Raw genomic sequence first — 24,228 nt, forward strand, 5'->3', positions numbered from 1 at the left:
CGCATGTACCGCCTGACGATCCTTTCCATCCTGATCCTGAGTCTGGCCGGTCCGGCGGGGGCCGGGGATAAGGTTCGGGTGATGTCGATCGACAATTGTGCCAACCAGTTGATTCTGGTGCTGGCCGACCGCGATCAGATCGTCTCGCTGGCCAAGGGGGGTGAAGTGACCACCTTGCCCGAGATCAAGGCCCTGGCCGAAGGCTTGCCCCGCAACGAACGCAGCGCCGAGGAGATCATCCGGGCGCGTCCCGACGTGCTGTTCTATGGCACCTGGACCGGATCGACCGCGATGACGGTCAAGCGGCTGGGGATTCGGGCGGTTCGGCTGGAACCGCCCCGCGATGTCGAGCAGGCGAAGCGACAGATCGTCGATATCGCCAGGATGTTGGGCCATGAAGAGCGCGGCCGTGCCCTGGCCGCCCGCATTGCCCATCAGCAGGAAGACGCCGCCGCGCGCAGACCCGAGACTCACCTGCACGGGCTGGTCTATCGCAGCGGCGGCTATGCCTATGGGGCCGACACCCTGGTCGATTCGATCATGCAGACCGCCGGAATCGACAATGTCGCGGCCCAACTGGGGCAAAGGCTGGCCGGAACGATCGAGATGGAAACCGTGCTGATGGCAGCCCCCCAGGTGCTGCTCGACGATCAACTCCGCGATCGTGCCGACCCTCGGATCGCCACCGATTTTCTTGCTCATCCGGCGCTGCGGCGCGGGTTGCCGCAAGTCGCCCGCATTCAGTTTCCGATGGCGTTCTGGTTGTGCGGCGGGGCCGCGACACCGATCGCCATCGACACCCTGTCGACCCTGGTCGACACGCATCGCGCCATTCTGGAAGGAAGACGATGAGGTCGATTTTGTCCGCCCGCCCCTCGGGGCTGGCTTCGTTCACCGCCCATGACGGTCGGTTGCTCCTGTTGCTGGGCGGGCTGGTCGCGATACTGGCCGTGCTGTCGATGGTGATTGGTCCCGCCGACGTGCCGCTGTCGGCCCTGTTCGCCCCCGGCGATGATCCGACGACGATCATCATGCAGGAATTGCGTCTGCCGCGTGTCCTGCTGGCGATCTGTGTCGGCGGTACGCTTGGCCTGTCCGGGGCGGCGTTGCAAGGCTTGCTGCGCAATCCGCTGGCCGAACCCGGTCTGGTCGGGGCCTCCTCGGCGGCGGCGCTCGGGGCGGTGCTGGTGCTGTATTTCGGCCTCTATACCGCCTTTCCGCTGGCGTTGCCGGTCGCGGCGATTGTGGGCGCCCTGCTCGCCATCGCCCTGGTTTATCTGCTGGCGGGGCGCGATCCCGGCGTGCTGACCCTGATTTTGGCCGGAACCGCGGTCAGTTCGCTGGCCGGGTCGGTGATTTCGTTGGCGATCAACCTGTCGCCCAACCCGCATTCGGCCTCGGAAATCGTCTTTTGGCTGATGGGGTCGCTGAAGGATCGCAGCCTCGACCATTTCACGCTGTCGCTGCCGTTCATGGCGGTGGGAGCGGCGTTGCTGCTGTCGTCGGGCCGAGCCCTCGACGCCCTGGCATTGGGCGAGGATACCGCGCGGACCCTGGGCTTTTCGCTGGGGCGGGTGCGGTTCTTTCTGGTCGCGGGCACCGGTCTCGCTGTGGGGGCCGGGGTGGCGGTGACAGGCGCAATCGGTTTTATCGGCCTCGTCGTGCCGCATCTGTTGCGCCCGTTCGTCGGCCATCAGCCGCGCCGGTTGCTGCCCGCCAGTCTGCTGGGAGGCATGGCTCTTCTGTTGGCCGCCGACATCGGGGTGCGCCTGATACCGACCCAGCTTGAACTGAAGCTGGGCGTGCTGACCGCGCTGGTCGGGGCTCCCTTCTTCCTCGCTTTGGTGCTGAAGACCCGCAAGGTGATGGCATGATCCTCGAAGCCACCGGTCTGTCGTTTGTACGCGACGGTGCCACGATCCTGCACGATGTCGATTTCCGTCTCGATCCGAACGAGGTGGTCGGGCTGATCGGCCCCAACGGCGCGGGGAAGACCACCCTGCTGCGTTGTCTGATCGGGTTGGCTCGCCCGGAACGCGGCGACATCCGTCTGGACGGACGGTCCTTGGCCGAGTGGCCGTCGCGTGCCCGCGCCGGGGCGATGGCCTATCTGGCGCAAAATCCCGATTGCCACTGGCCGATGAGTGTCGAGCGGGTGGTGGCGCTGGGGCGTCTGCCCCACCTCGACCCCTGGCAGGCGATTGCTCCGGGCGATATCGCGGCGGTCGAGCGGGCGATCCAGGCCACCGATATCGGCCATCTGCGCGACCGGCCGGTGACCTGCTTGTCGGGGGGAGAGCGGGCGCGGGTGTTGCTGGCCCGCGCCCTGGCTGTCGATGCCCCGTTTCTGTTCGCCGACGAACCGGTCGCCGGGCTCGATCCCGGTCATCAGATTCAGGTGATGGGCCTGCTGCGCCGGTCGGCCGGACGCGACCGGGCGGCGGTGGTGGTGCTGCATGATCTGACCTTGGCGGCGCGGCATTGCACCCGGCTGGTTCTGCTGGCCGAAGGGCGGGTGGTGGCCGATGGCCCGCCGGGCGAGGTGCTGACCGCCCCTATTCTGGCCCGGATCTATGGCATCGCCGCCCGGATCGAAACCCATGACGGAGCCTTGATGGTGGTGCCGGAAGGGCTGGCCCAGGTCGATGCCTGAGACCATGCCTCGTCCCGGTCTCGATCTGCTGGTGGTGTGGGTAACCACGCGGTGCCAATTGTCCTGCCGCGCCTGTTATCTGAGCGCCGGGCCGGTGGGCGAGGATCTCGACCCCGCTTTGGCCGGGCGGGCCATCGCCGCTCTGGGTCTTGCGCCGGGGGCGCAACTTCAGATTGCCGGGGGCGAGCCGGGGCTGGTGCCCGATATCGTCGATCAGGTCGCGTTCCTGGCTCGGGCGGCTGGCGCCGGGCGGATCGCGATTCAGACCAACGGTCTGGCCATCGACGACCGCTTCATCGCCCTGGTGCGTCGGCATCGCCTGGGGGTCGGGGTCAGTCTCGACGGCCCGCCACCACTCAATGACCGGGTGCGCGGACAGACGGCGCGGGTACTGGCCGGGCTGCATCGGCTGGAGGCAGAGGGGATCGCGTTCGGAGTAACCGTCACTCTGTCGGCGGAAACGCTGCCCGGTCTGGTCGATCTGGCCCTGATGCTGGGCGGGTTCGCGATGGCCCGTTCGCTCGGGCTCGACATCCTGCGTCCGCTCGGGCGGGGGGCCGACATCGCCTTGCCGCGCCCCGCCGATCTGGCCGGAAGCTACCGCGCGCTGGTCGAAGCTCTCGACTGGGTCAATCGCCGCCGCCAAAGGCCGCTGGTTCTGCGTGAAGCGGGAATGGTCGGCTGCGGCCCCAGCGAGTCCTATTGCGCGGCGGAACGGGGACGCGCCGCCGTGCTGGTCCCCGGCGGTGGGCTGTGGCCCTGTTCCAGTCTGGTCGGACGGGACGGATTCAGCCTGGGCACTGTCGATCGCCCGGACCTTTCCGGGTCCGCTTTGCGTCCGAGCCGCACCCTCTGCGGGTCTTGCGCCGTGTCCGGGTGCCGGGGGCGGTGTCCGGCCCGCGCCATCGTTTCGTCCGCCGCGTCGGCGCTTGATTGCGTTCTGCGCCGCGCCGCCCATCATCCTTCTGCTTCGGAGACGATCCGTGTCCCAGCCTGAATCCCTGATCGTCGTGATCGATTCGACCGGTTCCTCCCTGGGCAATCTGGGACAGGCGGTGCGAACCATCGGACCCGGATTGGGGCTGGCGGTGGCAGCGCGGTCGCGTGACGATCTGTTCGACCGTGCCGCGATCGAGCGGGCGGCGGCTCTGGTCGCCACGGCCCATGCCGTCATCATCTTGCCCCATGGCGGGACCGAATCGATTCCTGGGTTCGAGACGATCGTTGCGGCGGCGGCCGGGCGGCTGGTTCATGTCCAGCCCGCGCCCGCCTCGCCCGAGGGGATGGCGATCGCGAAGGATCATTCCAGCGATTTCGGCAGCCCGGCCTATCGCCGCCGCACCGCCTATCTGGCCCAGGGCGGGCCGGAGAATCTGGCCAACCTGCTGCGCTTTGTGAGGGGGGACGAGGACGCGCCGCCGCCTGCGCCGGTGCCGATTGATGGGGTTTACCATCCCGCTTATGCCGGTCCCTCCGACCCGGACAGCTATCTCGCCTGGGCGCGTGGGCGCTTTGCCGACGGCGAAACCCGCCCGGTGATCGGGCTGTGGTTCTATCGCCCGCATTGGCTGTCGGGCGACCTGGAGACCTATGATGCCCTGATCGCCGAGATCGAAGGACAGGGAGGGCTGGCGCTGGCCCTGTTCCACATCCGGGCCGGTGGCGCGACCCAGGGCGGATTGTCGGTGCCCGATCTGGTCGCGCGCTGGTTCGCTGGACGGATCGGAGCGTTGCTGTCGCCGCTCAGTTTCTCGCTGGCGCAATTGGGGGCCGACACGGCGCGGGTGCTGGGCGATCTCGACGTGCCGGTGCTGCAACTGATCCTGACCGCCAATCCGCGCGCCGAGTGGGAGGACAGCCTTCAGGCGGTGACTCCGCTCGACGTCTCGGCCAATGTCGCCCAGCCGGAATTCGACGGCTGTTTGATCGGCAGCGTCGTTGCCACCCGCGAACATGCCGAGGCGGATGCATCGACCGGAACCCGGCTGATCCGCCGCCGCCCGGTGGAGGAGCGGTGCCGTCACGCCGTTTCGCTGGCACTGAACTGGGCACGGCTGCGCTCGGTTCCACCGGCCGAGCGCAAGGTGGCGATTCTGTTCCACCATTATCCGCCCCGCAACGATTGCCTGGGCTCGGCGGTGGGGCTGGACAGTTTCGAGAGTGTCCGGGCGATTCTCGACCGTCTTGCCGCCGAGGGCTATCGGCTCGACCATTCCTATCCCGATGGCGAGAGTCTGGCCCACGATCTGCTGTCACGGCTGACCAACGACCGGCGCTATCTGCCGCCCGCCCTGATGTCGCAGAAGGCGGCGGCACGGATCAATCGCGACACCGCGATCCGCTGGGATGGCGAGCGAAACGACAAATTGCGGGCCGAGATCGCCGCCAAATGGGGCGAGCCGCCGGGGCGGACCTTCGTTCATGATGGCGAGATCCTGGTCGGCGGGGTGATCAACGGCAACGTCTTCATCGGTATGCAGCCGCCGCGTGCCCGGATGGAGGATGGCGATGATGCGGTGGCGCAGCCGGACGGCAAGGCGGTGCACGATCCCTTCCTGCCCGCGACCCATCATTACCTCGCTTATTACCGCTGGCTGCGCGACGGGTTCGGCGCTCAGGCGGTGTTTCACATCGGCACCCACGGCACGTTGGAATGGATGCCGGGCAAAAGCGTCGGTCTGTCGGATTGGTGCCATCCCGACGCGGCGATCCGCGATCTGCCCAACCTCTACCCCTATAATGTCGGGATCATCGGCGAGGGGACCCAGGCCAAGCGGCGGTCCTATGCCTGCATTCTCGACCACATGATTCCGGCGCAGACCAGCGCCGATCTGTCCGAGCCGCTGGCCCGGGTCGAGACCCAGATCGAAACCGCTTATTTTACCGCTCAGGAAGACCCGGCCAAGCTGCCGTTGGTGTTCGACCGGCTGTGGGAAGCGATCGAAGCCGCTCATCTCGACCGCGACATGGGGCTGACACGCGCCGATTTCGACCATGACGCGACCGACGCGTTGGGGCGGCTGCACGGCTATTTGAGCGAAATCGAGGTTACCGCGATCAATGACGGGCTCCATGTCTTCGGCCGCCCGCCCGAGGGGGACCGGCTGGTCTCGACCCTGGTGCATCTGACCCGGCTGCCCAATGGCGCGGGCGGCTCGTTGTGGGAGGCGATCGCTGCTGCTGCTGGTCTTGATCTGCTTGAATTGGCCGACGATCCTGGCGGAGCCTTGCCGGGCGGGGGCACCAAGGGACAGGCCATCGCCCGGATCATCGACAGCGCCGAAGCGGCCTTGGCGGCGCTCGATGCCGCCGGGTGGAGTGACGCGGCCCTTGATGAAGCCGTCGCCGAGCGGTTCAACGGATCGGCTCGGGTGGCCCGCGCGCTCCGCTTCGTTCGCGACGATGTCCGCCCCCGTGTCCTTGCCACCACCGACGAACTGGAATTTGCCGCCCGTGGTCTGGCCGGGCGGTTCGTTCCCCCCGGTCCGGGCGGGGCACCGACGCGAGGCGCGATCGATGTTCTGCCGACCGGGCGCAATTTCTATTCGCTCGACCCGCTGAAGATTCCCTCGGCCGAGGCATGGGTGTCGGGCCAAGCGATGGGTGACGCCCTGGTCGAGCGCTATCGCGCCGATCACGGGCGCTGGCCGGAACAGATCGGCATGGTGTTGTGGTCGAGCCCGACGATGCGGACCCGGGGTGACGATGTCGCTCAAATTCTCTATCTGATCGGGGCGCGTCCGGTGTGGGAGGCCGGCAGTGGACGGGTCAGCGGGGTCGAGCCGATTCCGTTGGAGGAACGCTACTTTCCCCGGCTTGACGTCACGGTGCGGGCCAGCGGCCTGTTCCGCGACACCTTCCCCAATGTGATGGAGCTGATCGACACGGCAACGCGGATGATCGCCGCTTTGGCCGAGCCACCGACCCAGAATATGCTGGCCCGCAATGTCGCGATCGAGGCCGCCGAACTGCGCGCCGCCGGGCTGGGCGAGGACGAGATCGCGCGGCGTGCCGCCTTTCGTGTGTTCAGCGACCAGCCGGGCTGTTACGGCGCCGGGGTCAACGCCCTGTTGCGCGATGGTGGCTGGGAAACCGCCGCCGATCTGGGCGAGATCTATCTGCATTGGGGCGGCCATGCCTATGGGGCCGGAACCTATGGCGAGGAAAGCCGCGAGTCCTTCCGTCGGCGGATGGGCGCGCTCGATCTGACCGTGAAGAATTCCGACACCCGCGAACACGACATCTTCGTCAGCGACGATTACAACGCCTATCACGGCGGGATGAATGCGGCGGTGCGGGCGGCGGGGGGTGGCACGGTTGCCAGCTATACCGGCGATTCCAACGATCCCCGCCGTCCGCGCGTGCGCTCGACCGCCGAGGAAGGGCGCTTCATCTTCCGCACGCGGGTGCTGAACCCGAAATGGATCGAGGGGATGATGCGCCACGGCTACAAGGGCGCGGGCGACCTCGCCAAGCTGGTCGAGTACTGCTTCCAATGGGACGCGACCAGCAACATTCTCGACGATTGGCAATATGCCGAGATGGCGCGGACCTACGCCTTCGATCCGAAGATGCGCGACTTTTTCGCCCGTCATAATCCCCACGCCCTTCACACCATCGCCGAACGTCTGCTCGAAGCGATCCGGCGCGGCCTGTGGGCCGAGCCGGGTGCCGATCGCGACCGGCTGGAAACCCTGTTCCTTGATGCCGAAGGGCTGATCGAGGACACGATGTCGTCCCCCGGAGAGTCCCGATGATCCGCGTCACCTTTTTGTTCAGTCACCCGGTGCTTGACCGCGTCTGGGACCGGGCCGCCGCCCGTCTTGCCGTGCGGGGGATCGCGGTGCGCGTCCTCAGCCAGTCGGCCGCGATCGATTGGACGGCGTTTGCCGAGGAATCGGTGGCCCTGGTCGATGCCGCCTGGGTCGAGGTCACCCGCGCCTCGGCCGGGTTCGGCGCGGTGATTGCTGCGGCGCAACGCTGTCCGTTCGCCGTTGCCGCCGGGCTGGAAAGCCGGGCCGCCCTGGGCGATGCTCGTGCCGCCTGCCGAACGACGGTGTCGTCCTATCTGCGCGCCGGGACCGAGGCGGACCTGGAGAATGCGGTTCTGGCCCTGCTCCAGGGGGCCGGTCGGATTGATCAAATGCCGCCGCCGCCGACCGAGCCGTTGCTGCTGGGCGTCCATCATCCCGCCGCATTCCAGCCCTGGGACGATTCTGCCGCCTATCTCGACTGGGCCGCCTCGCGTCTTGCCGCCGAGGCTCCGGCGGTTGCGATATTGTTCGACCGCAATGCCTGGCTGAATGACGATCTGGCGGCGATTGATGCCCTGATCGACGGGCTGGAGGAGGCTGGTCTGGTCCCGGTGGCGCTGTTCTGCGCCTCCGATCTGGCGCGCGGCTGGGGGCTGCCCGATCATCCGTTGTCGCTTTGGCTGGAGGCGCTGGGGCCACGGCTGGCCGTGATCTGGAACGCCGCCGGTCTGCACGGAGCCGACATCGAGTCCGATCCCTTCACCCGCCACGCCGTGCCGGTGATTCAGCTTCTGCGCGATTGGAGCCATGACGAGGAAGGGTGGCGCGCCGATGAGCGGGGGCTCAATCCGGTTTCGGTGATCTTTGGCCTGACCCGGCCCGAGATGATGGGGACCACCGATCCCACCTTGTTCGCCTGTACATGGCGCGGCGACGGAGAAATCCGCCGCGCCGTTCCCGTCGCCGATCAGATCGCCCGGCTGGTTGGCCGTACCCGCGCCCTGATCCGCCTGCGCCAGAAAGACAAATCCGACAAATCCGTCGCGATCCTGCTGCACAATCCGCCCTGCAAGGGAATGGAAGCGACGATTGGCTCGGCCCCCGGCCTTGATGCCTTGGACAGCACGGTACGGCTGCTCCATCGCCTGGGAGACGAAGGCTACGATGTCGGCACGCCCCCCGCCGACGGCGCGGCCCTGCTCGATCTGATCCGCGACCGCCGCGCGGTGCAGGAATTCCGCTGGACCACGACGGGCGAAATCATCGCCCGGGGTGGTGCGTTGGCTTTGATCGACGAAGCGAGTTACCGCGCCGATTTCGCATCCTTGCCCGAGCCGGTGCAAACCGCGATCGACGCCGCCTGGGGAGCCTTTCCCGGTCAGGCGATGGTGGCGCCCGCCTCGGTTGGGGGTGGCCCCGCCCTGGTGATCAGCGGCTTGCGCTTTGGCAACATCCTGGTGATGACCGAGCCCAAGCGCGGCTGTCACCGGGCGCGCTGCGACGGCGAGGTCTGCCGCATCCTCCACGATCCGCAGATTCCGCCGCCGCACCACTGGCTGGCGACGTTCTGGTTCCTGCGCCGCACAATTGATGCCGTGGTGGTGATGGGCAGCGAAAGCCCGCTCGAATATTTGCCGGGCAAGCGCACCGCTTTGTCCGAATCGTGCTACCCCGTTCTCAGCCTGGGCGATCTGCCGGTGATCCAGCCCTCGCTGATTTCGGCGATGGGCGAGACGATGATGGCGCGTCGTCGCGGCCGTGCCGTGACTATCGGCCATCTTGGTGCCCCGGTCGCACGCGCCGACAGTCTGGGCGGCGATTGGGACGAACTGGAAGAGATCACCCGTCAGTATCGGGGGGCCGAGGGCGCGCGCCGGGGCGAACTGGCGGCGCGGTTGAGCCTTGCTCTGCGGGCGATGGGACTGATCGGGGACGCGCCCGCCGCCGCCGAATTGGAAACCGCGATCGAATCCCTGCCGCGCCGATTGCGCAGCCTGCGGGCGCGAACCCTGGCGCTCGACCCGCATGTGTTGGGACGGGTGCCAGACGAGAGCAATACCGGGCTTTATGTCGCGGAGGCGCGGGGGACAAGCGGTCGGCCGGTTGACGAGGATCGTCTCCGCGCCGCCCTGGCCGAGACCGGAGGCGAGCTCGACGCGGTGCTGGCGGCTCTGTCCGGCCGGTTCGTCACCCCCGGTCCCGGTGGGCATCTGTCGCGAGGTCGGGTTGAGTGCCTGCCCACCGGGCGCAATCCGTTCGGGGTCGATCTGCGCCGGATTCCGACCGAAGCCGCCTGGGCGGTGGGGGCGCGGATGGGTGAAAAGCTGCTCCGGGCCTGGAGCGCCGACAGTGACGAGCCGTTTCCCCGCACGGTCGGTCTGTCGCTGTGGTCTAGCGATGCCTTCCAGGCGGATGGGGAAACCACGGCTCAGGCTTTGTGGCTGCTCGGCTGCCGCCCGTGTCGCGATGCCAATGGGCGGGTCGAGGGGGTCGAGCCGATCCCGCTGGCCGATTTGGTGATCGTCGATCCCGATGGCTCGGTTCGGCCTCGTCCCCGCCTCGATGTGGTGGTGCAGATCAGCGGAGTGGTGCGCGACACCCTGCCGGGGCTGTGCGGGCTGATCGACCGCGCCGTCGCCCTGGTCGCCGCTCTGGACGAGCCGCCCGACCGCAATCTTCTGCGCGCCCATGTCGAGGATCGTCTCGCGGTTCTGGGCAAGACGATGAACGCGGAGCGGTCGGTGCTGCGCCGTCTGGCCCAGGCCCGCGTGTTCGGTCCGGCCGAGGGCGGCTATGGCGGCGCGATGGGACTGGCGCTTGATGCGTCGGCCTGGGACAGCGATGCCGATCTGGCCGAAATCGTCGTCAACCGCGCCGGACAGGCCTATGGCGCGGGCGGCATCGCGCTGGCTGGGGGCGAGGCGATGCTGGGGGAATATGCCGAGGCGTTGCGGCGGACCGATCTGTGGTGTCAGCGCCAGGGATCGCCCGAGGCCGATTTGCTGTCGAGTTCCTGTGGAATCGAGGGCGGCGGCGCGGCGGCGGCGGCGCAACGCGGTCTGGGCGGGGGCCGGATGCGACTGTTTTGGTCGGACAGTCAGACCGGTCCCGAGGGCGAGGTCCGCTCGCTGGCCGAGGAACTGACCCAGTCGCTGGCGTTGACCCTGCTCAATCCCGCCTGGCTGGCCCGGACCAGGACACAAGGCTATGGCGGCGCCCAGGCGATGAGCGACCGGGTCAACCGGCTGTTCGGCTGGTCGGCGACCGCTCATGCCGTCAGCCGGGCGCAGTTCGACGCGGTGCATGACCGTCTGGTCGGCGATAGCGCCACCCGCGACTGGTTGTTGCAAACCAACCCGCATGCGCTGGACGAGATCGTTCGCCGTCTGCTCGAAGCCCAGGCGCGCGGCCTGTGGCAGATCGACGCGGCCAGGCTGTCGGCGCTTCAGGCGGCCATGCTGGCGGTCGAAGGCGATCAGGAAGAGCGACGCGGGACCGTCGAGGGCGAGTTTCAGGGCGGCGCGGTGACGATCCTGACCGAGAGCGCCGTCAAGGAGTGGACCCATGTCTTTCGTGTCCGATAGCGTCTATCCCTTCGCCGCGTTGTGCGGTCAGGAGCGGATGAGGTTGGCGCTGGTGCTGGCGGCAATCGATCCCGCCATCGGCGGGGTGCTGATCCGGGGCGAGAAGGGGACCGCCAAATCGACCGCCGCGCGCGGTCTGGCCGCGCTGCTGCCCCGGCTTGCCGAGGGACGGGCGGCCCCGTTCGTCGATCTGCCGCTGGGGGCCACCGAGGATCGGGTGATCGGCTCGATCGATCTGGAGGCGGCCCTGGCCGAGGGGCAGGCCCGTTTCCAGCCGGGTCTGCTGGCCCGCGCCGATCAGGGCATCCTTTACATCGACGAGGTCAATCTGCTCGACGATCATCTGGTCGAATCGATCCTCGATGTTGCCGCAAGCGGGGTCAACCGGGTCGAGCGCGAAGGCCAGAGCCTCGTCCATCCCGCCCGGATCACCCTGATCGGCACGATGAATCCCGAGGAAGGCGACCTGCGACCGCAATTGCTCGACCGTTTCGGGCTGGCGGTCGCGGTGAGCGGGGAGAGCGATCCCGCGACCCGTGTCGCCCTGATGCGGGCGCGGGAAGCGTTCGAGCAGGACGGCACCGCTTTCGCCCAGGGCTGGGCCGAGGCTCAGTCCGTCCTGGCCGGGCGGATCGTTCGCGCCCGGGCCGCTTTGGCCCAGATTACCCTGCCGCCTCCGATGCAGGGCTTTATCGCCGAAATCTGCCGCCGCAATCATGTTGCCGGTCATCGCGCCGATCTGGCGATCGCCCGCGCCGCCCGCGCTCATGCCGCCTGGGATGGTCGCGATATCGTCACCGCCGAGGATGTCACCGAGGTCGCGCCGCTCGCCCTGCTGCACCGGATGCGAGGGGCCACGCCCGATCTGCCCCCCCCGCCGCCGCCGCCTGCTCCGCCGCCGCCACCGTCCGACGATTCAGCGGAATCAGACCAGGACGGGGAGAGCGAGTCCGCGCCGAATTCCGACGGATCGGAGGACAAAGAGGAGAGCGGGGCCGAGGAGGGCGACGAAGCGCCGCCGCCGCCCTCTGCTGCCGAGTCGGCGGAGCAAGCCCCTGGCCCTGCCGGGGACGATGGCGATGTTCAGTCCATCGGCACGCCGTTCACGCCGCGTCCGCTGGGGTCCGAGCCGCGCGATGCATTGCTGCGGACCGGGTCGGGGCGGCGGGCCCGCTCGCTGTCGGCCAGCCGCCAGGGACGGATGGTCGCCAGCACGCCCCGGCGCGAGCGCGACGATATCGCCTTCGACGCCACCTTGCGCGCCGCCGCGCCGCATCAATTGCGCCGGAGGGCCGAAGGGCCGGGGCTGGCCATCCGCATTCGTCCCGAAGACATCCGCGAGAAGCGGCGCGAACGTCGGGTCGGCTCGTTCCTGCTGTTCGTCGTCGATGGCTCGGGCTCGATGGGGGCGCACCGGCGGATGGTCGAGACCAAGGCGGCGATTCTCAGCCTGCTGCTCGACGCCTATCAAAAACGCGACCGGGTGGCGATGGTGGTGTTTCGCGGCACCGGGGCCGAAACGGTGCTGCCGCCCACCGGGTCGGTCGAACGCGCCGCCCGCCTGCTGGCCGATCTGCCAGTGGGGGGACGGACCCCGCTCTCGGCCGGTCTGGTCGAAGCGGCTCGTCTGCTCGACCGGGTCGGCCGTCGTGACCCCGCCACCCGGCCGCTGGTCTTGGTCCTGACCGATGGCCGCGCCAATGCCGGTCTGGGCGGCGGTCCGCCGCACGAAGAGGCGCTACGTCTGGCCGCCGCACTGGGGCAGCGGTTTGCCACCGCACGCTTCATCGTCATCGACACCGAACCGCCCGGCCTGATCCGGCTTGATCTGGCCGGGCGGCTGGCCGCCGCGCTGGCCGCCCCCTGCCTGCGCACCGAGGATCTTCGCGCCGAGGATCTGGTTCATTTCGCCAAGGAGTTCCAATCGTGAGCCTTATCGACCCCCTCCGCCCGCTCTATCCCTTCGCGGCGATCGTCGGCCAGGAGCGGCTGAAGACGGCGTTGATCCTGAACGTGATCGATCCCAGCCTGTCCGGCGTGCTGATCCGGGGCGAGAAAGGGACCGCCAAATCGACAGCGGTTCGTGCGCTGGCCGCGTTGCTGCCCGATATCGCTGTGGTCGAGGGCTGCCCGTTCCAGAGCGACCCCGATGATCCCAAGGCGATGAGTTCCGAGGTGCGGGCGCGGGTCGCCGCGGGCGAGTCTCTGCCCACCGTCACCCGGCGGGTGCGGGTGGTGGAATTGCCGATCAGCGCCACCGAAGACCGGGTGGTGGGAACCCTTGACCTTGAACACGCCCTGACCGAGGGCAAAAAACGGATCGAGCCGGGTCTGCTCGCCGCCGCCCATCGCGGCATTCTGTATGTCGACGAGGTCAATCTGCTCGACGATCATGTCGTCGATGTGCTGCTCGATTCGGCGGCGATGGGGGTCAACACCATCGAACGCGAAGGGATCAGCGTCAGCCATCCCGCCCGCTTTACCCTGATCGGGACGATGAATCCCGAAGAAGGCGAGTTGCGCCCGCAATTGCTCGACCGCTTCGGCTTGTGCGTTCAGGTCGAGGGGCTGGCCGTGCCGGAACAGCGGGTCGAGGTGATCAAACGCCGCGCCGCGTTCGAGGCCGATCCCGAATCGTTCGGCCTGGGTTGGGCAAGAGAGACCGAGGCGTTGCGCGCCCGCATTGCCGCCGCGATCGCGCGTCGTCCCCGCCTTGTCGCGACGGATGCGATTTTGCTCGATATCGCCCATCGGTGCCTTGCCACCGGAGTCGATGGGCATCGCGCCGACATCGTGATGCTGAAGACCGCCAAGGCCCTGGCCGCCTGGGCCGGACGCGATGAGGTCATCGCCGCCGATCTGGACGAGGCGCAGAGTCTGGTTCTGCCGCATCGGCAGCGCCGCCGTCCGTTCGAGGATGTGTTCCGTCCCGATGCGGCCTGACGAGGATCGTGTCGCGCTCTTTGGCCAAGATCTCGGGCGGGGCTATTTCAGGAAGAATTCGATCGGGACCACCAGTTCGATGGTGTCGCCTTTGACGTCGGGGGGCGGGACGGGCAGGGGCTGCGCTCGCTCCAGCAGAGCCAGCCCTTCGTCGTCGAGGATGGCGGCTCCACTGCTTCGCTCCAGCCGGGACGAGACGATTTCGCCGCTTCGGTTCATCGTGAAGCGAACGGTGACGATACCTTCCTGTCGTCGCGCCTGGGCGGAGCGGGGATAGCGTTTGTGGCGTTCCAGATGGGCCCGCAATGCACCCTGCCACGCGCGGCGGGCGTCGATTGCCGCCGCCGATGGTTGGGCCGGAGCGGGTTGTGTCGCAGGAGCGATGGCGGGTTGTGGCGGTTCGGGCGGCGCAGCCGCCGTGGGAGGGGTCGGGGGGGCTTCGACCGGCTTGGGCAACGCGATTTCGGCCTTGCGGACCAGCGGGGGCGGACGTTTGACCGGCTCAACCACTTTGCGCTCGACCGGCTTCGGGGGCGGCGGCGGTGTAACAACCGGTTTGGGCGGTGCCTCGGGCATCGGCGGCGGTGCCAACTCGATCATCATCGGCTCTGGCGGCGGCGGGGCGGGGGGATGGGCCGTTTTCCACGAGATCGCGCTGGCGATCAGGCTGGCATGCAGCAGCAGCACCAGCCCGCCCGACACGCCCCACAGCCGGGCGCCGGTCTCGTTCCAGGACTCGGCTCGTGCCGCCCCGGTCATGACCGTCCTTCCAGCCCGACCAGGGCCACTTTCAGGTAACCCGCGTCGCGAAGGCTATCCATCACCTCCATCAGCGCACCGTATTCGATCGTCTTGTCGGCGCGCAGGAACACCCGTTGTTCGGTGTCGCCGTTGCTGGCGGCGGTCAGGGCGTGGGACAGCGCCTCCTTCGCCACCGTGTCGTTGCCGATGGCCAGGGTGCCGTCGGCCCGGATCGTCACCGTCAGCGGCTTGTCCGGCTTGGGGGCCGGTTCGGCGGTGGAACTGGGCAGGTCGATCTTGACATCGACCGTCGCCAGCGGGGCCGCAACCATGAAGATGATCAGCAGAACCAGCATCACGTCGATGAACGGGGTGACGTTGATTTCGTGCATTTCGCCGAGATCGTCGCCGGACTGGGGCTTGACCGTCATTACTCCGCCGCCTCGCGCAAGGGCAGGGCCCGGCGGTCAAGATCGCGGCTGACCAACCGCAGCACCAGGGCGGCGGCGTCGCCCAGCAATGACTTGTAGCCGGAGACCGAGCGGGCAAAGGCGTTATAGATCACCACCGCCGGAATGGCCGCGACCAGTCCCAGCGCGGTGGCCAGCAGGGCTTCGGCGATGCCGGGGGCCACCACCGCGAGATTGGTGGTTTGCGATTTGCTGATACCGACAAAGCTGTTCATGATTCCCCATACCGTGCCGAACAGGCCGACGAAGGGGGCAATCGAGCCGATCGTCGCCAGGATGCCGGTGCCCATTGCCATCCGCCGTCCCGCCGCCACCTCGATCCGCTCCAGCCGGGTCGCCACCCGTTCCTTCAGCCCCTCACCACGACTTCCGGCCGACAGTTTGGCTTCGGCCATCGCGGCGCGGATCAGGTGGGCTTCCGGCCCGGAGCGGCCCTCGATCAGGCGATTCGCCTCGGCCAGCGAGCGGATTCCGTCCAGTCCGTCCAGCACGGCCTGGACCCGCTGCCGCGCCCGGTAGAGTTCGATTGTCTTGGCCAGCCAGACCGTCCAGGTCGCGACCGAGGCCAGGGCCAGCCCGATCATCACCGTCTGCACCACCGGATCGGCATGGGTGAACATCCCCCACGGCGACAGATCGTGGGGAAGCGGCCCGGGAACGGAAACGGGGGCGGGCTGAGCCTGGGCCGTTCCGCCCGCCAGGACGAGGGCGAGCCCCAGGCCAGCCAAGGCCAAAGGATGAATGGTCGCAGCCTTCACCATGATGTCGATGCCTTGTTGCTGTCGATGCCACCCCTCGGTCAAGAGGGATATGATCGGAATTGATATTGCGAACGATAATGGATTGCAATACGACTTTTGGTCGTTTCCCCCGCTTTTCCAATCCGCGCTAATCATCGCCCGCTTTCGGCCCGTACCGGCCGCCTCCCGAAAAATATCTTGAGATTAATAGTTAAAATCATCATTGTTCGGGGCTTCTTCGGCGAAGGTTCGGGGAACCGGCGATCGCCTCGAACAGGACGGAGGTCTCCTTGTACGAGTTGCGCTCATCGGAATTTTTCAGCGATTTCAGCCCGGCGACGGCGGACAGGCCACCGGGAATCGCGGTCAAACCGGTCGATCTGCTGCCGGGGGTCTCGGTCTCGCTGGTGTCGTTCCAAAACGAGGCGCCGGTTCGGATCGCCGCGTGCAACGATCACGCCTGCGTTCACTTTAGTTGCCTGTTCGATGGACCGGTCGATGTCGCGTTCGGTCGCGACGCCTTTTTGCTGGAAGCCGGCAATCTGCTGACCAGCTATGCCCCGGGCGAGCGGTTCAGCCTGACCCTTCCGGGCCACTACCGAAATGTCGAGCTGATGATAACGCCGGACGCCCTTTCCGATCTGGCGGGCAGCGATTACGACCGGATCGCGGCCGATCTGTGCGGTGGATTTTGCGTTTACCGCAACGGGCATAACCGCCGCGCCTGCGATGCCGCCGCCCGTCTGGCCCGGCTGATCGACGACCCGACGCCCCGGCGTCTGCTGATCCATGCCGCCGCGCTGGAGTTCCTCGCCTGGCACCTGGGGTCGTATCAATCCAAAGAGGCGGGCGGTCCGATCTCGCTGCGCGAGCGCAAGGCGCTGCTGGCGGCGCGGGAGCGGCTGCTTCTGGATATTGCCGCCCCGCCGACGATTGCCGACCTCGCCCGCGAGACCGGGCTTAATCAGCTCAAACTGAAACGCGGGTTCAAGGCGCTGTTCGGCGACAGCATCTATGCGCTGTTCCAGCGCGAACGGATGGACCGCGCCCGCGCCCTGTTGCAGCAGCACGGCGTGACCGAAACCGCGATGAGGCTGGGCTACAGCAACGTCAGTCATTTCAGCGCCGCCTTTCGTAAGCAATTCGGAGTGCTGCCGCGCGAGGCGCGCCGGGGCGCGCTCGATTGATCCGTTCCTAACGGCCCTGGTCCTGCCAAAGCTCCGCGTACAGGCCGCCTTGGGCGAGCAGCGCCTCGTGCCGTCCCTGTTCGACCAATCGTCCCCGGTCGAGGACAAGGATCTGGTCGGCATGACGGATGGTGTGGAGACGGTGCGCCACCACGATCACCGTCCGGTCGCGGGCCAGCCGCGACAGCGCCTGCTGAATCTCGTACTGCGCCTCCGGGTCGACCGAGGCGGTGGCTTCGTCCAACAGCAGGATCGGCGCATCTTTGAGCAGGGCGCGGGCAATCGACAGACGCTGACGCTCGCCGCCCGACAGGCATTGGCCGTTCTCGCCGATCCGGGTGTGCAGCCCACCCGGCAGACGCGACAGGAAGCCGTCGCAATAGGCCGCATGACAGGCGGCGGCGACCTCTTCGTCGCTGGCCTCGGGCCGTCCGATCCGCACATTGTCGAGAATGGTGCCGTCGAACAATTGGACGGTCTGGAACACAATGCCGAGATGACGGTAAAGCTGGTCGGATTCGAGGTCGCGGCAATCAATCCCATTGTAGCGGACCGCGCCGGATTGGGGATCGAAGAAGCGGGCGAGCAGGTGCAACACGGTACTCTTGCCCGCGCCCGACGGACCGACGATCGCCGTCATCGTTCCCTTGGCGGCGTGGAATGACAGATCGCGCAGAACCCATTCGTCTTGGTAGCGGAAGCTGACGCCATCGAAAGCGACGTCGCCTGCGGCCGACAGCGATTGGGGTCCGTCTGGCAACAACGGCTGCTCCAACACCGCGCGCACCCGGCCTTCCCCCAACGTCATCGAGCGTAATTCGGTCAGGAACGCCGAAGCGTCGAGCAGCGGTTCGAGCAGCTTTGCCGCCACCAGCCCGAACAACAGCCAGGTCAGCGGGCGGAGATCGCCGGACCCGGCCAGCCAAGCCGCCGTCAGCAGCAGCGTCACCAGACCGAGTTCGAGGCAGAACCGATAGAGCTGGATCGAGCCGCCGCCCCAGGCCTCTACCCCCAGACTGGCATGGCGGATCGCGGCAAAGCGGCGGTCGAGGCGATCCAGCCACGGACCTGCCTGATTGAACAGGCGCAAGGTGCGGATGCCGGTGACGAATTCGACGATCAGTCCGGAGGTATCGAGGAGTAATTCCTGCTTGTGCCGTCCCCGTTCCAGAAAGAAGCGGCTGGCGGCGTTCAGTCCGATCACCGCCAGCGGCAACGTCACCACCAGCCCCAGCGACAGCCGCCAATCCACCCAGGCCAGCACGGCCAGATAGAGCAGCGGCACGGCGGCGGCGGTGACCAGTTCGGCGGATATGTGGGTGAAGATGTCCTCGACCCGCTTGACGTCCTCGGTGACGATCCCGGCCAGATGCCCCGCCCGCTGTCCTTGCGAAAACCCCAGCGGCAGACGGCCGATATGGTCGATCACCCGCTCCCGGTATCCGATCATCAGATCGTAGGCCCCGAGGAAGCAGTGCAATTGGCCCAGATACGAACAGAGCAACTGCCCGGCCAGACAGGCGGCGAGACACACGGCAAGCAAGCCGATCGAACGCTCTGGCGCACCGCCCGACAGCGTGTCTTCCAGCCACAGATAGGCCAGGAAGAAGGGGGCGATGGCGCAGACCCGTTCCAGCACCCGCAGCGCCAGTCCGCGCCACAATCGGCCGGTCGGTCTGCCGCTGGCGGCAACGACCCGTGTCATGCTCTCAAGAAAGGGCGGCATTGGCGGTCGCTCCAGGTCGGATGGTCCAGGTCTCGCTGTCGAACTGGCGCTGCCACAAGGCGCGGTAGAGCGGGCAGCGGGCGATCAGGTCGGCGTGGCGGCCGCAATCGACCATTCCCCCGTCCTTCAGAACCAGGATCTGATCGGCCCGTTCGATCGAACTCAGCCGGTGGGCGATGATTAGCAGCGTCTTGGCCGGATAGGCTTCGCGCAGGGATTGATAGAACCGGCGTTCCGTCCGGCTGTCGGCAAAGGCGGTTGCTTCGTCCAGCACCAACAGAGGGGCATCGGTCAACAGGGCGCGGGCAATGGCGATGCGCTGGCGTTCACCGCCGGACAGGCGGGCTCCCTGTTCGCCGACCATGGTGGCGAACCCGTCGGAGAGCGTTGCGACAAAGTCCGCCACCTGGGCGATCCTGGCCGCCCGGTGACCATCGTCGTCGGTCGCGTCGGGCCGACCCAGCCGCACATTCTCCAGCAGCGTTCCGCGAAACAGAAAGGCGTCCTGCGCCGCCACCGTGATCCAGGCGCTGCGTTCGGCCTCGTCCAGCGCCGAGAGGGATGTGCCGTTGACCAGAATGTCACCGGAGGAGGGGGCGGCAAGCCCGCCGATCAGATGGGCGATGGTGCTTTTCCCCGCGCCGGAGGGGCCGACCAACGCGGTGACCGTCCCGGCCTCCAGGGTGAAGCTGACATCCTTCAGAATCGGACGGGATTCATAGGCGAACGAGACGTGGCGAAAGCTGAGCCGGAGCGTCGGGGGAGTCTCGCGCGGTCCTGAATCCTGGCTCGGCGCAAAGGCGAGAAGGGGGGCGATGCGGCGCAATCCGGCGGCGATCTCGCGGATTTCCGATGAGAAATGGGCCACCTTGAACAGCGGTTTCAACATGACGCTGCCCAGCGTCAGGGCCAGGATCGTTTCGGCCGGGCTGATCGTGCCCTGGCGGACAAGCCACAGGGAGACCGGCAGCAGAAACACCAGATTGGCCCCGAGCAGGACCATGAACACCGACCAGCCGGGAACCGTCTGCCGGGTCATCGCGGTGATCAGATCGTGATAGCGCGCCAGTAAATCGCTCATCCGTCGGAAGGAATGGGCGTTCAGACCGAACGCTTTCATCACCGGGGCGTTGCGGACATATTCGACGGCGGCTCCGTTCAGGTCGCCGATGGCGCGGTTATACGCGTCGATCCGTGGTCCCAGCCCCCGCATCAGCGCCGCCTGAGCCAGCGCCGCCAGCGGAACCGTCACCAGAGCGGCGGCGGCCAGACGCCAATCGATCCAGGCGAGGACCAGGGCGACAAACAGCGGGCTGCTGATCGCCGCCAGGCATTCCACCGTGTGATGGGCGATGAATTGCTCCAGTCGCTCGACGTCCTGAACCACGATTTTTTTGAGATGCCCGGAACTGTGCCGGTGCAGCCAGTTCATCGGGGCGGCGGCGAGGCGGCGGACCAGGGTCTGGCGGATGTCGGCCAGCAGCCGGAAGGCGGCAACATGGCTGAAATAATAGGCGAGACTGTAAAGCAGGTATTTGAGGACCAGGGCCGCCCCGACCAGCCCGGCGATCCCGACCAGATCGTCGGGGGATGCCGTGCCCGATACCACCGCCCCGACTGAATAACTGAGAATGGCATAGGGCAGCAGATCGGCCAGCGCTGCCAGCGGGGCGAGCGCCACGGCCAGACCCAGCCGCACTTTCTCGGGCGACAGCAGCGAGACCAGCAGGACATGGGCGGGATGCTCGCCCTGGTCGCTCGTGCCATCCGTCATGTTATCCCCGCTTCCGATCACAGCCGTTTGATCTGCTTTGATAGGACAAGCGGGCGGCTGGCCTCTCCCCCGATCGGGTCCGGCGCGGCTCGGATCGGGATTATTTTGCACGTGGACTATGGGCCGTTGGCTGTGGGTGGCGGCGGGGTGGTGAAATGATTCCGTTTCGGGCATTCGCCGACCGGATTCGGGGAGAGCTGTGGTTATCGCCTAATTATGATTTTCATTCGCATATTGCCGTTGGCCGATGCGGGGGAGATCCTTGGTTAGGGGAGTGGAATGAAATTGGTGACGAAGGCGAAACGCAGCCGGAGCATGCCCGGTATGGTCGGATTGGTCGTGGCCCAGATGATGAGCGGCGCGGTCGCCCTGGCCGAAGAAAAAGATGCCGCCGCCGTTGCGGCTTCGGGCGACGAGGTGCATCAGCTCAAAGCCGTCACCGTCACCGCCGAAAAAATGTCGTCCACCGAGCAGGACACCCCGGTCAGCATGACGGTGGTGACCGGCGAGGATCTCGACCGCTCGGGCGGCAAGGACACGATTGATGTCGTTCGTCAGGTTCCCAACATGCACATGACCAAGGCGGGGCAACATGCCAGCGTCGCCTTTCTGTCGATGCGCGGCGTCACCCCGTTCATGGAAGCCGAACAGCCGGTCGGGTTCTTCGTCGATGGGGTTCATTACCGCAATATCGACATGGAATTGCTCGATATCGACCGCGTCGAGGTGCTGCGCGGTCCGCAATCGACCCTGTATGGCCGCAACACCGAGGCCGGGGCGGTCAACATCATCACCCGCGATCCCGAACCCTATCGCGAGGGACAGGTCACGGTCGGTTACGGCAATTACAATCGCAAGACCGTCAGCGCGATTACCGGCGGATCGCTGGGAAGCCAGGATTGGTCCTATCGGGCGGCGATCCAGGCTCTCGACACCAACGGCTATTTCACCCGCGATCCCGGCGACACCAACCGGGCCGACGATGCCAACGACATCAACGCGCGGTTCAAGGTGCGGTGGAAGCCCAAGGAAAGCTGGGATGTCGTCGCCACCTATGACGGGCAGCGCTACCGCGAGGGTTCGACCAACATCGCCCTGCTGAGCCAGTTGCGCGACGATCCGCACACGGTGTCGTCGAACTTCATCGGCTCGAACAATAGCGACAGCCACGGCGGCAATCTGCGGGCCAGCTATGAGGCCCCGCTGTTCAACATCACCTCGATTTCCGCGTTTACCAGCGAGCGCAAGAAGACCTCGTATGACGTCGATGCCACCGCCGCCGATCTGTTGCGGCTGAGGACCGAGGTCGATTATTCGCGCTTCACCCAGGAAGTCCGCTTGAGTTCGCTCGAAGGGGCGACCGGGCCGCGCTGGGTCGGCGGCCTCTATTTTTTCGACCAGACCGACCGCAATCATTTCGATATGGACATGGATCTCAGCGCCTATGGGATTCCCGGCCTGACGCGTGGGGTCCAGTCGGTCGATACCACCACCGACACCCGCAACATGGCGGCGTTCGGTCAGGTCAGTTGGCCGCTGGTCGATACCCTGTCGCTGATCACCGGCCTGCGCTACGACATCGAGCGCAAACAGGTCGAAAGCCGTCAGACCCTGGCGGCGTTCGGCACCGATTTCAGTTCGGATCCGACGATGACGTTCCACGCCTGGCTGCCCAAGCTGGGGCTGGAATATAAACCGCTCGATAATCTGTTGAGCTATGTCACCTATTCCGAAGGCTACAAGGCGGGCGGGTTCAACAATCTGGCCGACCAGGGCCAGGAACTCTATCGGCCGGAATACACCAAGAATTACGAAATCGGCGTCAAGCATACCGGGTTCGGCAATCGCCTTCAGAGCAAGCTGTCGCTGTTCTGGATCGACTGGACCGACCAGCAGGTCGAGGAACTGGTCCTGTCGCAATCGAACATTACCAATGCGGGGCGCAGCGTCAGTCGCGGTGTCGAACTGGAACTGGCGTGGCAGGCGAGCAAGGCGTTGCTGCTGAAAGCGGGCGGCGGCTGGAACGATGCCCATTTCGTCAGCTATGTCGATAACGGCAACGATTACGCCGGGAATCGTCCGCCGAACGCGCCCGCTTACACCTACAGCCTGGGGGCGGATTACCGCTTCGACGAAGGGGTTTACGCTCATATCGACTGGCTGGGGACCGGCGAGGTCTATTACGACTCGGCCAACACCCAGAAAGAAAAGCCCTATGGCCTGCTTAACATGAAGACCGGCTATCAGTTCGACAGTTACGAAATCGCCTTTTGGATCAAGAACGCCCTGAACGCCACCTATGCCACCCGGGCGTTCAATGTCGGCTCCGTCGCCGCTCCGGTCTATGCCGGTATCGCCGGTGATCCGCAGACCTTCGGCGTAACGATGACGGCGCGGTGGTAAGCATGATGACCCACACCGCACGGGCCACAGAAGGGCCGAATCTTCTGGCGATGATCGGGTGCCTCTATCTGGTGCAGGGGTTGCCGGTGGGGTTGGCCTTTCAGGCCTATCCGGTGCTGCTGCGAGACGGTGGCGCCTCGCTCAACCTGATTGCCTTGGTGCCGCTGGCCAGTCTGCCATGGGTGTTCAAGTTCTTCTGGGCCTCGATGGTCGAGAATCGCTGGTCACCCCGCCTCGGTCGCCGTCGCAGTTGGATTTTGCCGATGCAGACGGGGCTGGCCCTCAGTCTTGCCGCGATGGCTTTTCTGCCTTTCACCGCCGACAACGCACCCGCTTTGCTGGCCTTGGTCGCGGTCGCTTCACTGGTCAGCGCCACCCAGGATATCGCCACCGATGGGCTGGCGTCCGAGCGTCTGCACGGGACCGGGCTGGCCCATATCAATACCTTCCAGGTCGCGGGCTTCATGATGGGGATGTTGGCGGGCGGGCCGGGGGCGATGATCGGAATCGGCACCATCGGCCATGTGGCAACCCTGCTGGGACTGGCGGCGATGGTTCTGCTGTGCGGGGTTCCCGTCGCTTTGTGGCGCGAGCCGGAACCGCCGCAAGGCACGAACCCGGCTCCGGCATCGCTGCGGGCCTTCTTCCACCGTCCGGGGGCGCTGCCCCTGCTGCTATTGGGGATGTGCGCCACCATGGGGGGCGCGGTGTCCTTTGGGGTGGCAAAGCTGTTCCTGATTGATGCGGGCTGGTCCCTGGATGCGGTCGGCACCCTGTCGGGAACCGGCAACACCTTGATGATCGTCGCGGGGTGCGGAATCGCCGGGCTCACGGTGGTCCGCTTCGGCCCGCTGCCGACGCTGGTGCTGGGGGGGAGTCTGGTCGGAGCCAGCTCTCTGTTCTGGACGGTTCTGGCGCTGGACCCGACCCTGGCCGTTCCGGCGGCGGTGTGGGGGCTGGCGACGGCGAGCGGTCTTGGCATCGGCATCTGCACAGTCGCGTCCTATACCCTGCTGATGCGCTTCGCCCAGCAGGGAAAGCAACCCGGCACCGATTATTCGGTATTTCAGGGGTTGCAGACGATGGGCGAGATTTTGGTGATGGCGGCGACAACGGCGCTGGCAGCCCGCGCCGGATACGCTGCGGCTCTGTCCGTCGGACTGGTGATCGCCTTGATCCTGGTGGTGATGATTGCGCGGTGGCGGACCGGACCGGGTTGGAAGGATTGGTGATCTCGGGACGCGATATTCGGT

Annotated in this window: 16 protein-coding genes; 11 read left to right on the forward strand and 5 right to left on the reverse strand. The window is 66.7% G+C overall.

Features of this window, described 5'->3' with window-relative positions; genetic code table 11:
* Positions 1-3 precede the first annotated feature (3 nt).
* The 8 genes from BLW40_RS06690 to BLW40_RS06725 are packed head-to-tail and all read left to right on the forward strand — an operon-like array spanning position 4 to position 13,934.
* On the forward strand, positions 4-852 hold the full coding sequence (locus BLW40_RS06690) for an ABC transporter substrate-binding protein (RefSeq protein WP_074766778.1): 849 nt from the start codon (positions 4-6) through the stop codon (positions 850-852).
* Positions 849-1,874, forward strand: coding sequence for a FecCD family ABC transporter permease (locus BLW40_RS06695; protein WP_021132120.1), 1,026 nt, complete (start codon positions 849-851; stop codon positions 1,872-1,874). Before BLW40_RS06690 ends, BLW40_RS06695 begins: the two co-directional genes overlap by 4 nt.
* The gene (locus tag BLW40_RS06700; protein ID WP_074766780.1) at positions 1,871-2,653 is read left to right on the forward strand and encodes an ABC transporter ATP-binding protein; all 783 of its coding nucleotides are present in this window, start codon (positions 1,871-1,873) and stop codon (positions 2,651-2,653) included. Before BLW40_RS06695 ends, BLW40_RS06700 begins: the two co-directional genes overlap by 4 nt.
* Positions 2,646-3,650: a radical SAM protein gene (locus BLW40_RS06705; RefSeq protein WP_074766782.1), complete on the forward strand. Its 1,005-nt coding sequence runs from the start codon at positions 2,646-2,648 to the stop codon at positions 3,648-3,650. The genes BLW40_RS06700 and BLW40_RS06705 overlap by 8 nt, the downstream gene beginning before the upstream one ends.
* Entirely contained in the window at positions 3,637-7,410 is a 3,774-nt protein-coding gene (gene cobN / locus BLW40_RS06710; RefSeq protein ID WP_074766784.1) for a cobaltochelatase subunit CobN, read from the forward strand. Before BLW40_RS06705 ends, cobN begins: the two co-directional genes overlap by 14 nt.
* A complete protein-coding gene (locus BLW40_RS06715) occupies positions 7,407-10,991 on the forward strand; it encodes a cobaltochelatase subunit CobN (RefSeq protein WP_074766786.1) in 3,585 nt (1,194 codons plus the stop codon). Before cobN ends, BLW40_RS06715 begins: the two co-directional genes overlap by 4 nt.
* Positions 10,972-12,921 (forward strand): VWA domain-containing protein, encoded by a 1,950-nt coding sequence (locus tag BLW40_RS06720; RefSeq protein ID WP_074766787.1) that lies wholly within the window; start codon positions 10,972-10,974, stop codon positions 12,919-12,921. Before BLW40_RS06715 ends, BLW40_RS06720 begins: the two co-directional genes overlap by 20 nt.
* Positions 12,918-13,934, forward strand: coding sequence for a magnesium chelatase ATPase subunit I (locus tag BLW40_RS06725; protein WP_074766789.1), 1,017 nt, complete (start codon positions 12,918-12,920; stop codon positions 13,932-13,934). Before BLW40_RS06720 ends, BLW40_RS06725 begins: the two co-directional genes overlap by 4 nt.
* A gap of 42 nt (positions 13,935-13,976) precedes the next feature.
* On the opposite strand, the gene BLW40_RS06730 is transcribed toward BLW40_RS06725, so the two are convergent.
* Genes BLW40_RS06730 through exbB form a run of 3 tightly spaced genes read right to left on the reverse strand, consistent with a single transcriptional unit; the run spans position 13,977 to position 15,906 of the window.
* Positions 13,977-14,693, reverse strand: coding sequence for an energy transducer TonB family protein (locus BLW40_RS06730; RefSeq protein WP_074766791.1), 717 nt, complete (start codon positions 14,691-14,693; stop codon positions 13,977-13,979).
* On the reverse strand, positions 14,690-15,106 hold the full coding sequence (exbD, locus tag BLW40_RS06735) for a TonB system transport protein ExbD (protein WP_074766793.1): 417 nt from the start codon (positions 15,104-15,106) through the stop codon (positions 14,690-14,692). Before exbD ends, BLW40_RS06730 begins: the two co-directional genes overlap by 4 nt.
* A complete protein-coding gene (gene exbB / locus BLW40_RS06740) occupies positions 15,106-15,906 on the reverse strand; it encodes a tonB-system energizer ExbB (protein WP_074766795.1) in 801 nt (266 codons plus the stop codon). The genes exbD and exbB overlap by 1 nt, the downstream gene beginning before the upstream one ends.
* Positions 15,907-16,175: 269 nt before the next feature.
* Here exbB and BLW40_RS06745 point away from each other — a divergent pair, with 269 nt between their 5' ends.
* On the forward strand, positions 16,176-17,072 hold the full coding sequence (locus BLW40_RS06745; RefSeq protein WP_074766797.1) for a helix-turn-helix transcriptional regulator: 897 nt from the start codon (positions 16,176-16,178) through the stop codon (positions 17,070-17,072).
* A gap of 7 nt (positions 17,073-17,079) precedes the next feature.
* On the opposite strand, the gene BLW40_RS06750 is transcribed toward BLW40_RS06745, so the two are convergent.
* A complete protein-coding gene (locus BLW40_RS06750) occupies positions 17,080-18,798 on the reverse strand; it encodes an ABC transporter ATP-binding protein (protein ID WP_074766798.1) in 1,719 nt (572 codons plus the stop codon).
* The gene (locus BLW40_RS06755; RefSeq protein WP_074766800.1) at positions 18,782-20,572 is read right to left on the reverse strand and encodes an ABC transporter ATP-binding protein; all 1,791 of its coding nucleotides are present in this window, start codon (positions 20,570-20,572) and stop codon (positions 18,782-18,784) included. The genes BLW40_RS06750 and BLW40_RS06755 overlap by 17 nt, the downstream gene beginning before the upstream one ends.
* Positions 20,573-20,896: 324 nt before the next feature.
* Between BLW40_RS06755 and BLW40_RS06760 the strand changes: the two genes are divergently transcribed.
* Entirely contained in the window at positions 20,897-22,975 is a 2,079-nt protein-coding gene (locus tag BLW40_RS06760; RefSeq protein WP_244511075.1) for a TonB-dependent receptor, read from the forward strand.
* Between the two features lie 2 nt (positions 22,976-22,977).
* Complete coding sequence (locus BLW40_RS06765; protein WP_244511076.1) at positions 22,978-24,207, forward strand: MFS transporter; 1,230 nt, start codon at positions 22,978-22,980, stop codon at positions 24,205-24,207.
* The last annotated feature ends 21 nt before the right edge of the window (positions 24,208-24,228 follow it).

It is taken from the genome of Magnetospirillum fulvum (genome assembly GCF_900108475.1).
GTDB classification, from domain to species: Bacteria; Pseudomonadota; Alphaproteobacteria; order Rhodospirillales; family Magnetospirillaceae; genus Phaeospirillum; species Phaeospirillum fulvum_A.

Bases quoted from the DNA above. Each gene is read 5' to 3' on its own strand.
- BLW40_RS06690 (WP_074766778.1), top strand. From the start codon at position 4: ATGTACCGCCTGACGATCCTTTCCATCCTGATCCTGAGTCTGGCCGGT.
- BLW40_RS06750 (WP_074766798.1), bottom strand. From the start codon at position 18,798: ATGCCGCCCTTTCTTGAGAGCATGACACGGGTCGTTGCCGCCAGCGGC.
- BLW40_RS06700 (WP_074766780.1), top strand. From the start codon at position 1,871: ATGATCCTCGAAGCCACCGGTCTGTCGTTTGTACGCGACGGTGCCACG.
- BLW40_RS06765 (WP_244511076.1), top strand. From the start codon at position 22,978: ATGATGACCCACACCGCACGGGCCACAGAAGGGCCGAATCTTCTGGCG.
- BLW40_RS06695 (WP_021132120.1), top strand. From the start codon at position 849: ATGAGGTCGATTTTGTCCGCCCGCCCCTCGGGGCTGGCTTCGTTCACC.
- BLW40_RS06730 (WP_074766791.1), bottom strand. From the start codon at position 14,693: ATGACCGGGGCGGCACGAGCCGAGTCCTGGAACGAGACCGGCGCCCGG.
- BLW40_RS06755 (WP_074766800.1), bottom strand. From the start codon at position 20,572: ATGACGGATGGCACGAGCGACCAGGGCGAGCATCCCGCCCATGTCCTG.
- BLW40_RS06720 (WP_074766787.1), top strand. From the start codon at position 10,972: ATGTCTTTCGTGTCCGATAGCGTCTATCCCTTCGCCGCGTTGTGCGGT.
- BLW40_RS06715 (WP_074766786.1), top strand. From the start codon at position 7,407: ATGATCCGCGTCACCTTTTTGTTCAGTCACCCGGTGCTTGACCGCGTC.
- exbD (WP_074766793.1), bottom strand. From the start codon at position 15,106: ATGACGGTCAAGCCCCAGTCCGGCGACGATCTCGGCGAAATGCACGAA.
- BLW40_RS06760 (WP_244511075.1), top strand. From the start codon at position 20,897: ATGGTCGGATTGGTCGTGGCCCAGATGATGAGCGGCGCGGTCGCCCTG.
- BLW40_RS06705 (WP_074766782.1), top strand. From the start codon at position 2,646: ATGCCTGAGACCATGCCTCGTCCCGGTCTCGATCTGCTGGTGGTGTGG.
- exbB (WP_074766795.1), bottom strand. From the start codon at position 15,906: ATGGTGAAGGCTGCGACCATTCATCCTTTGGCCTTGGCTGGCCTGGGG.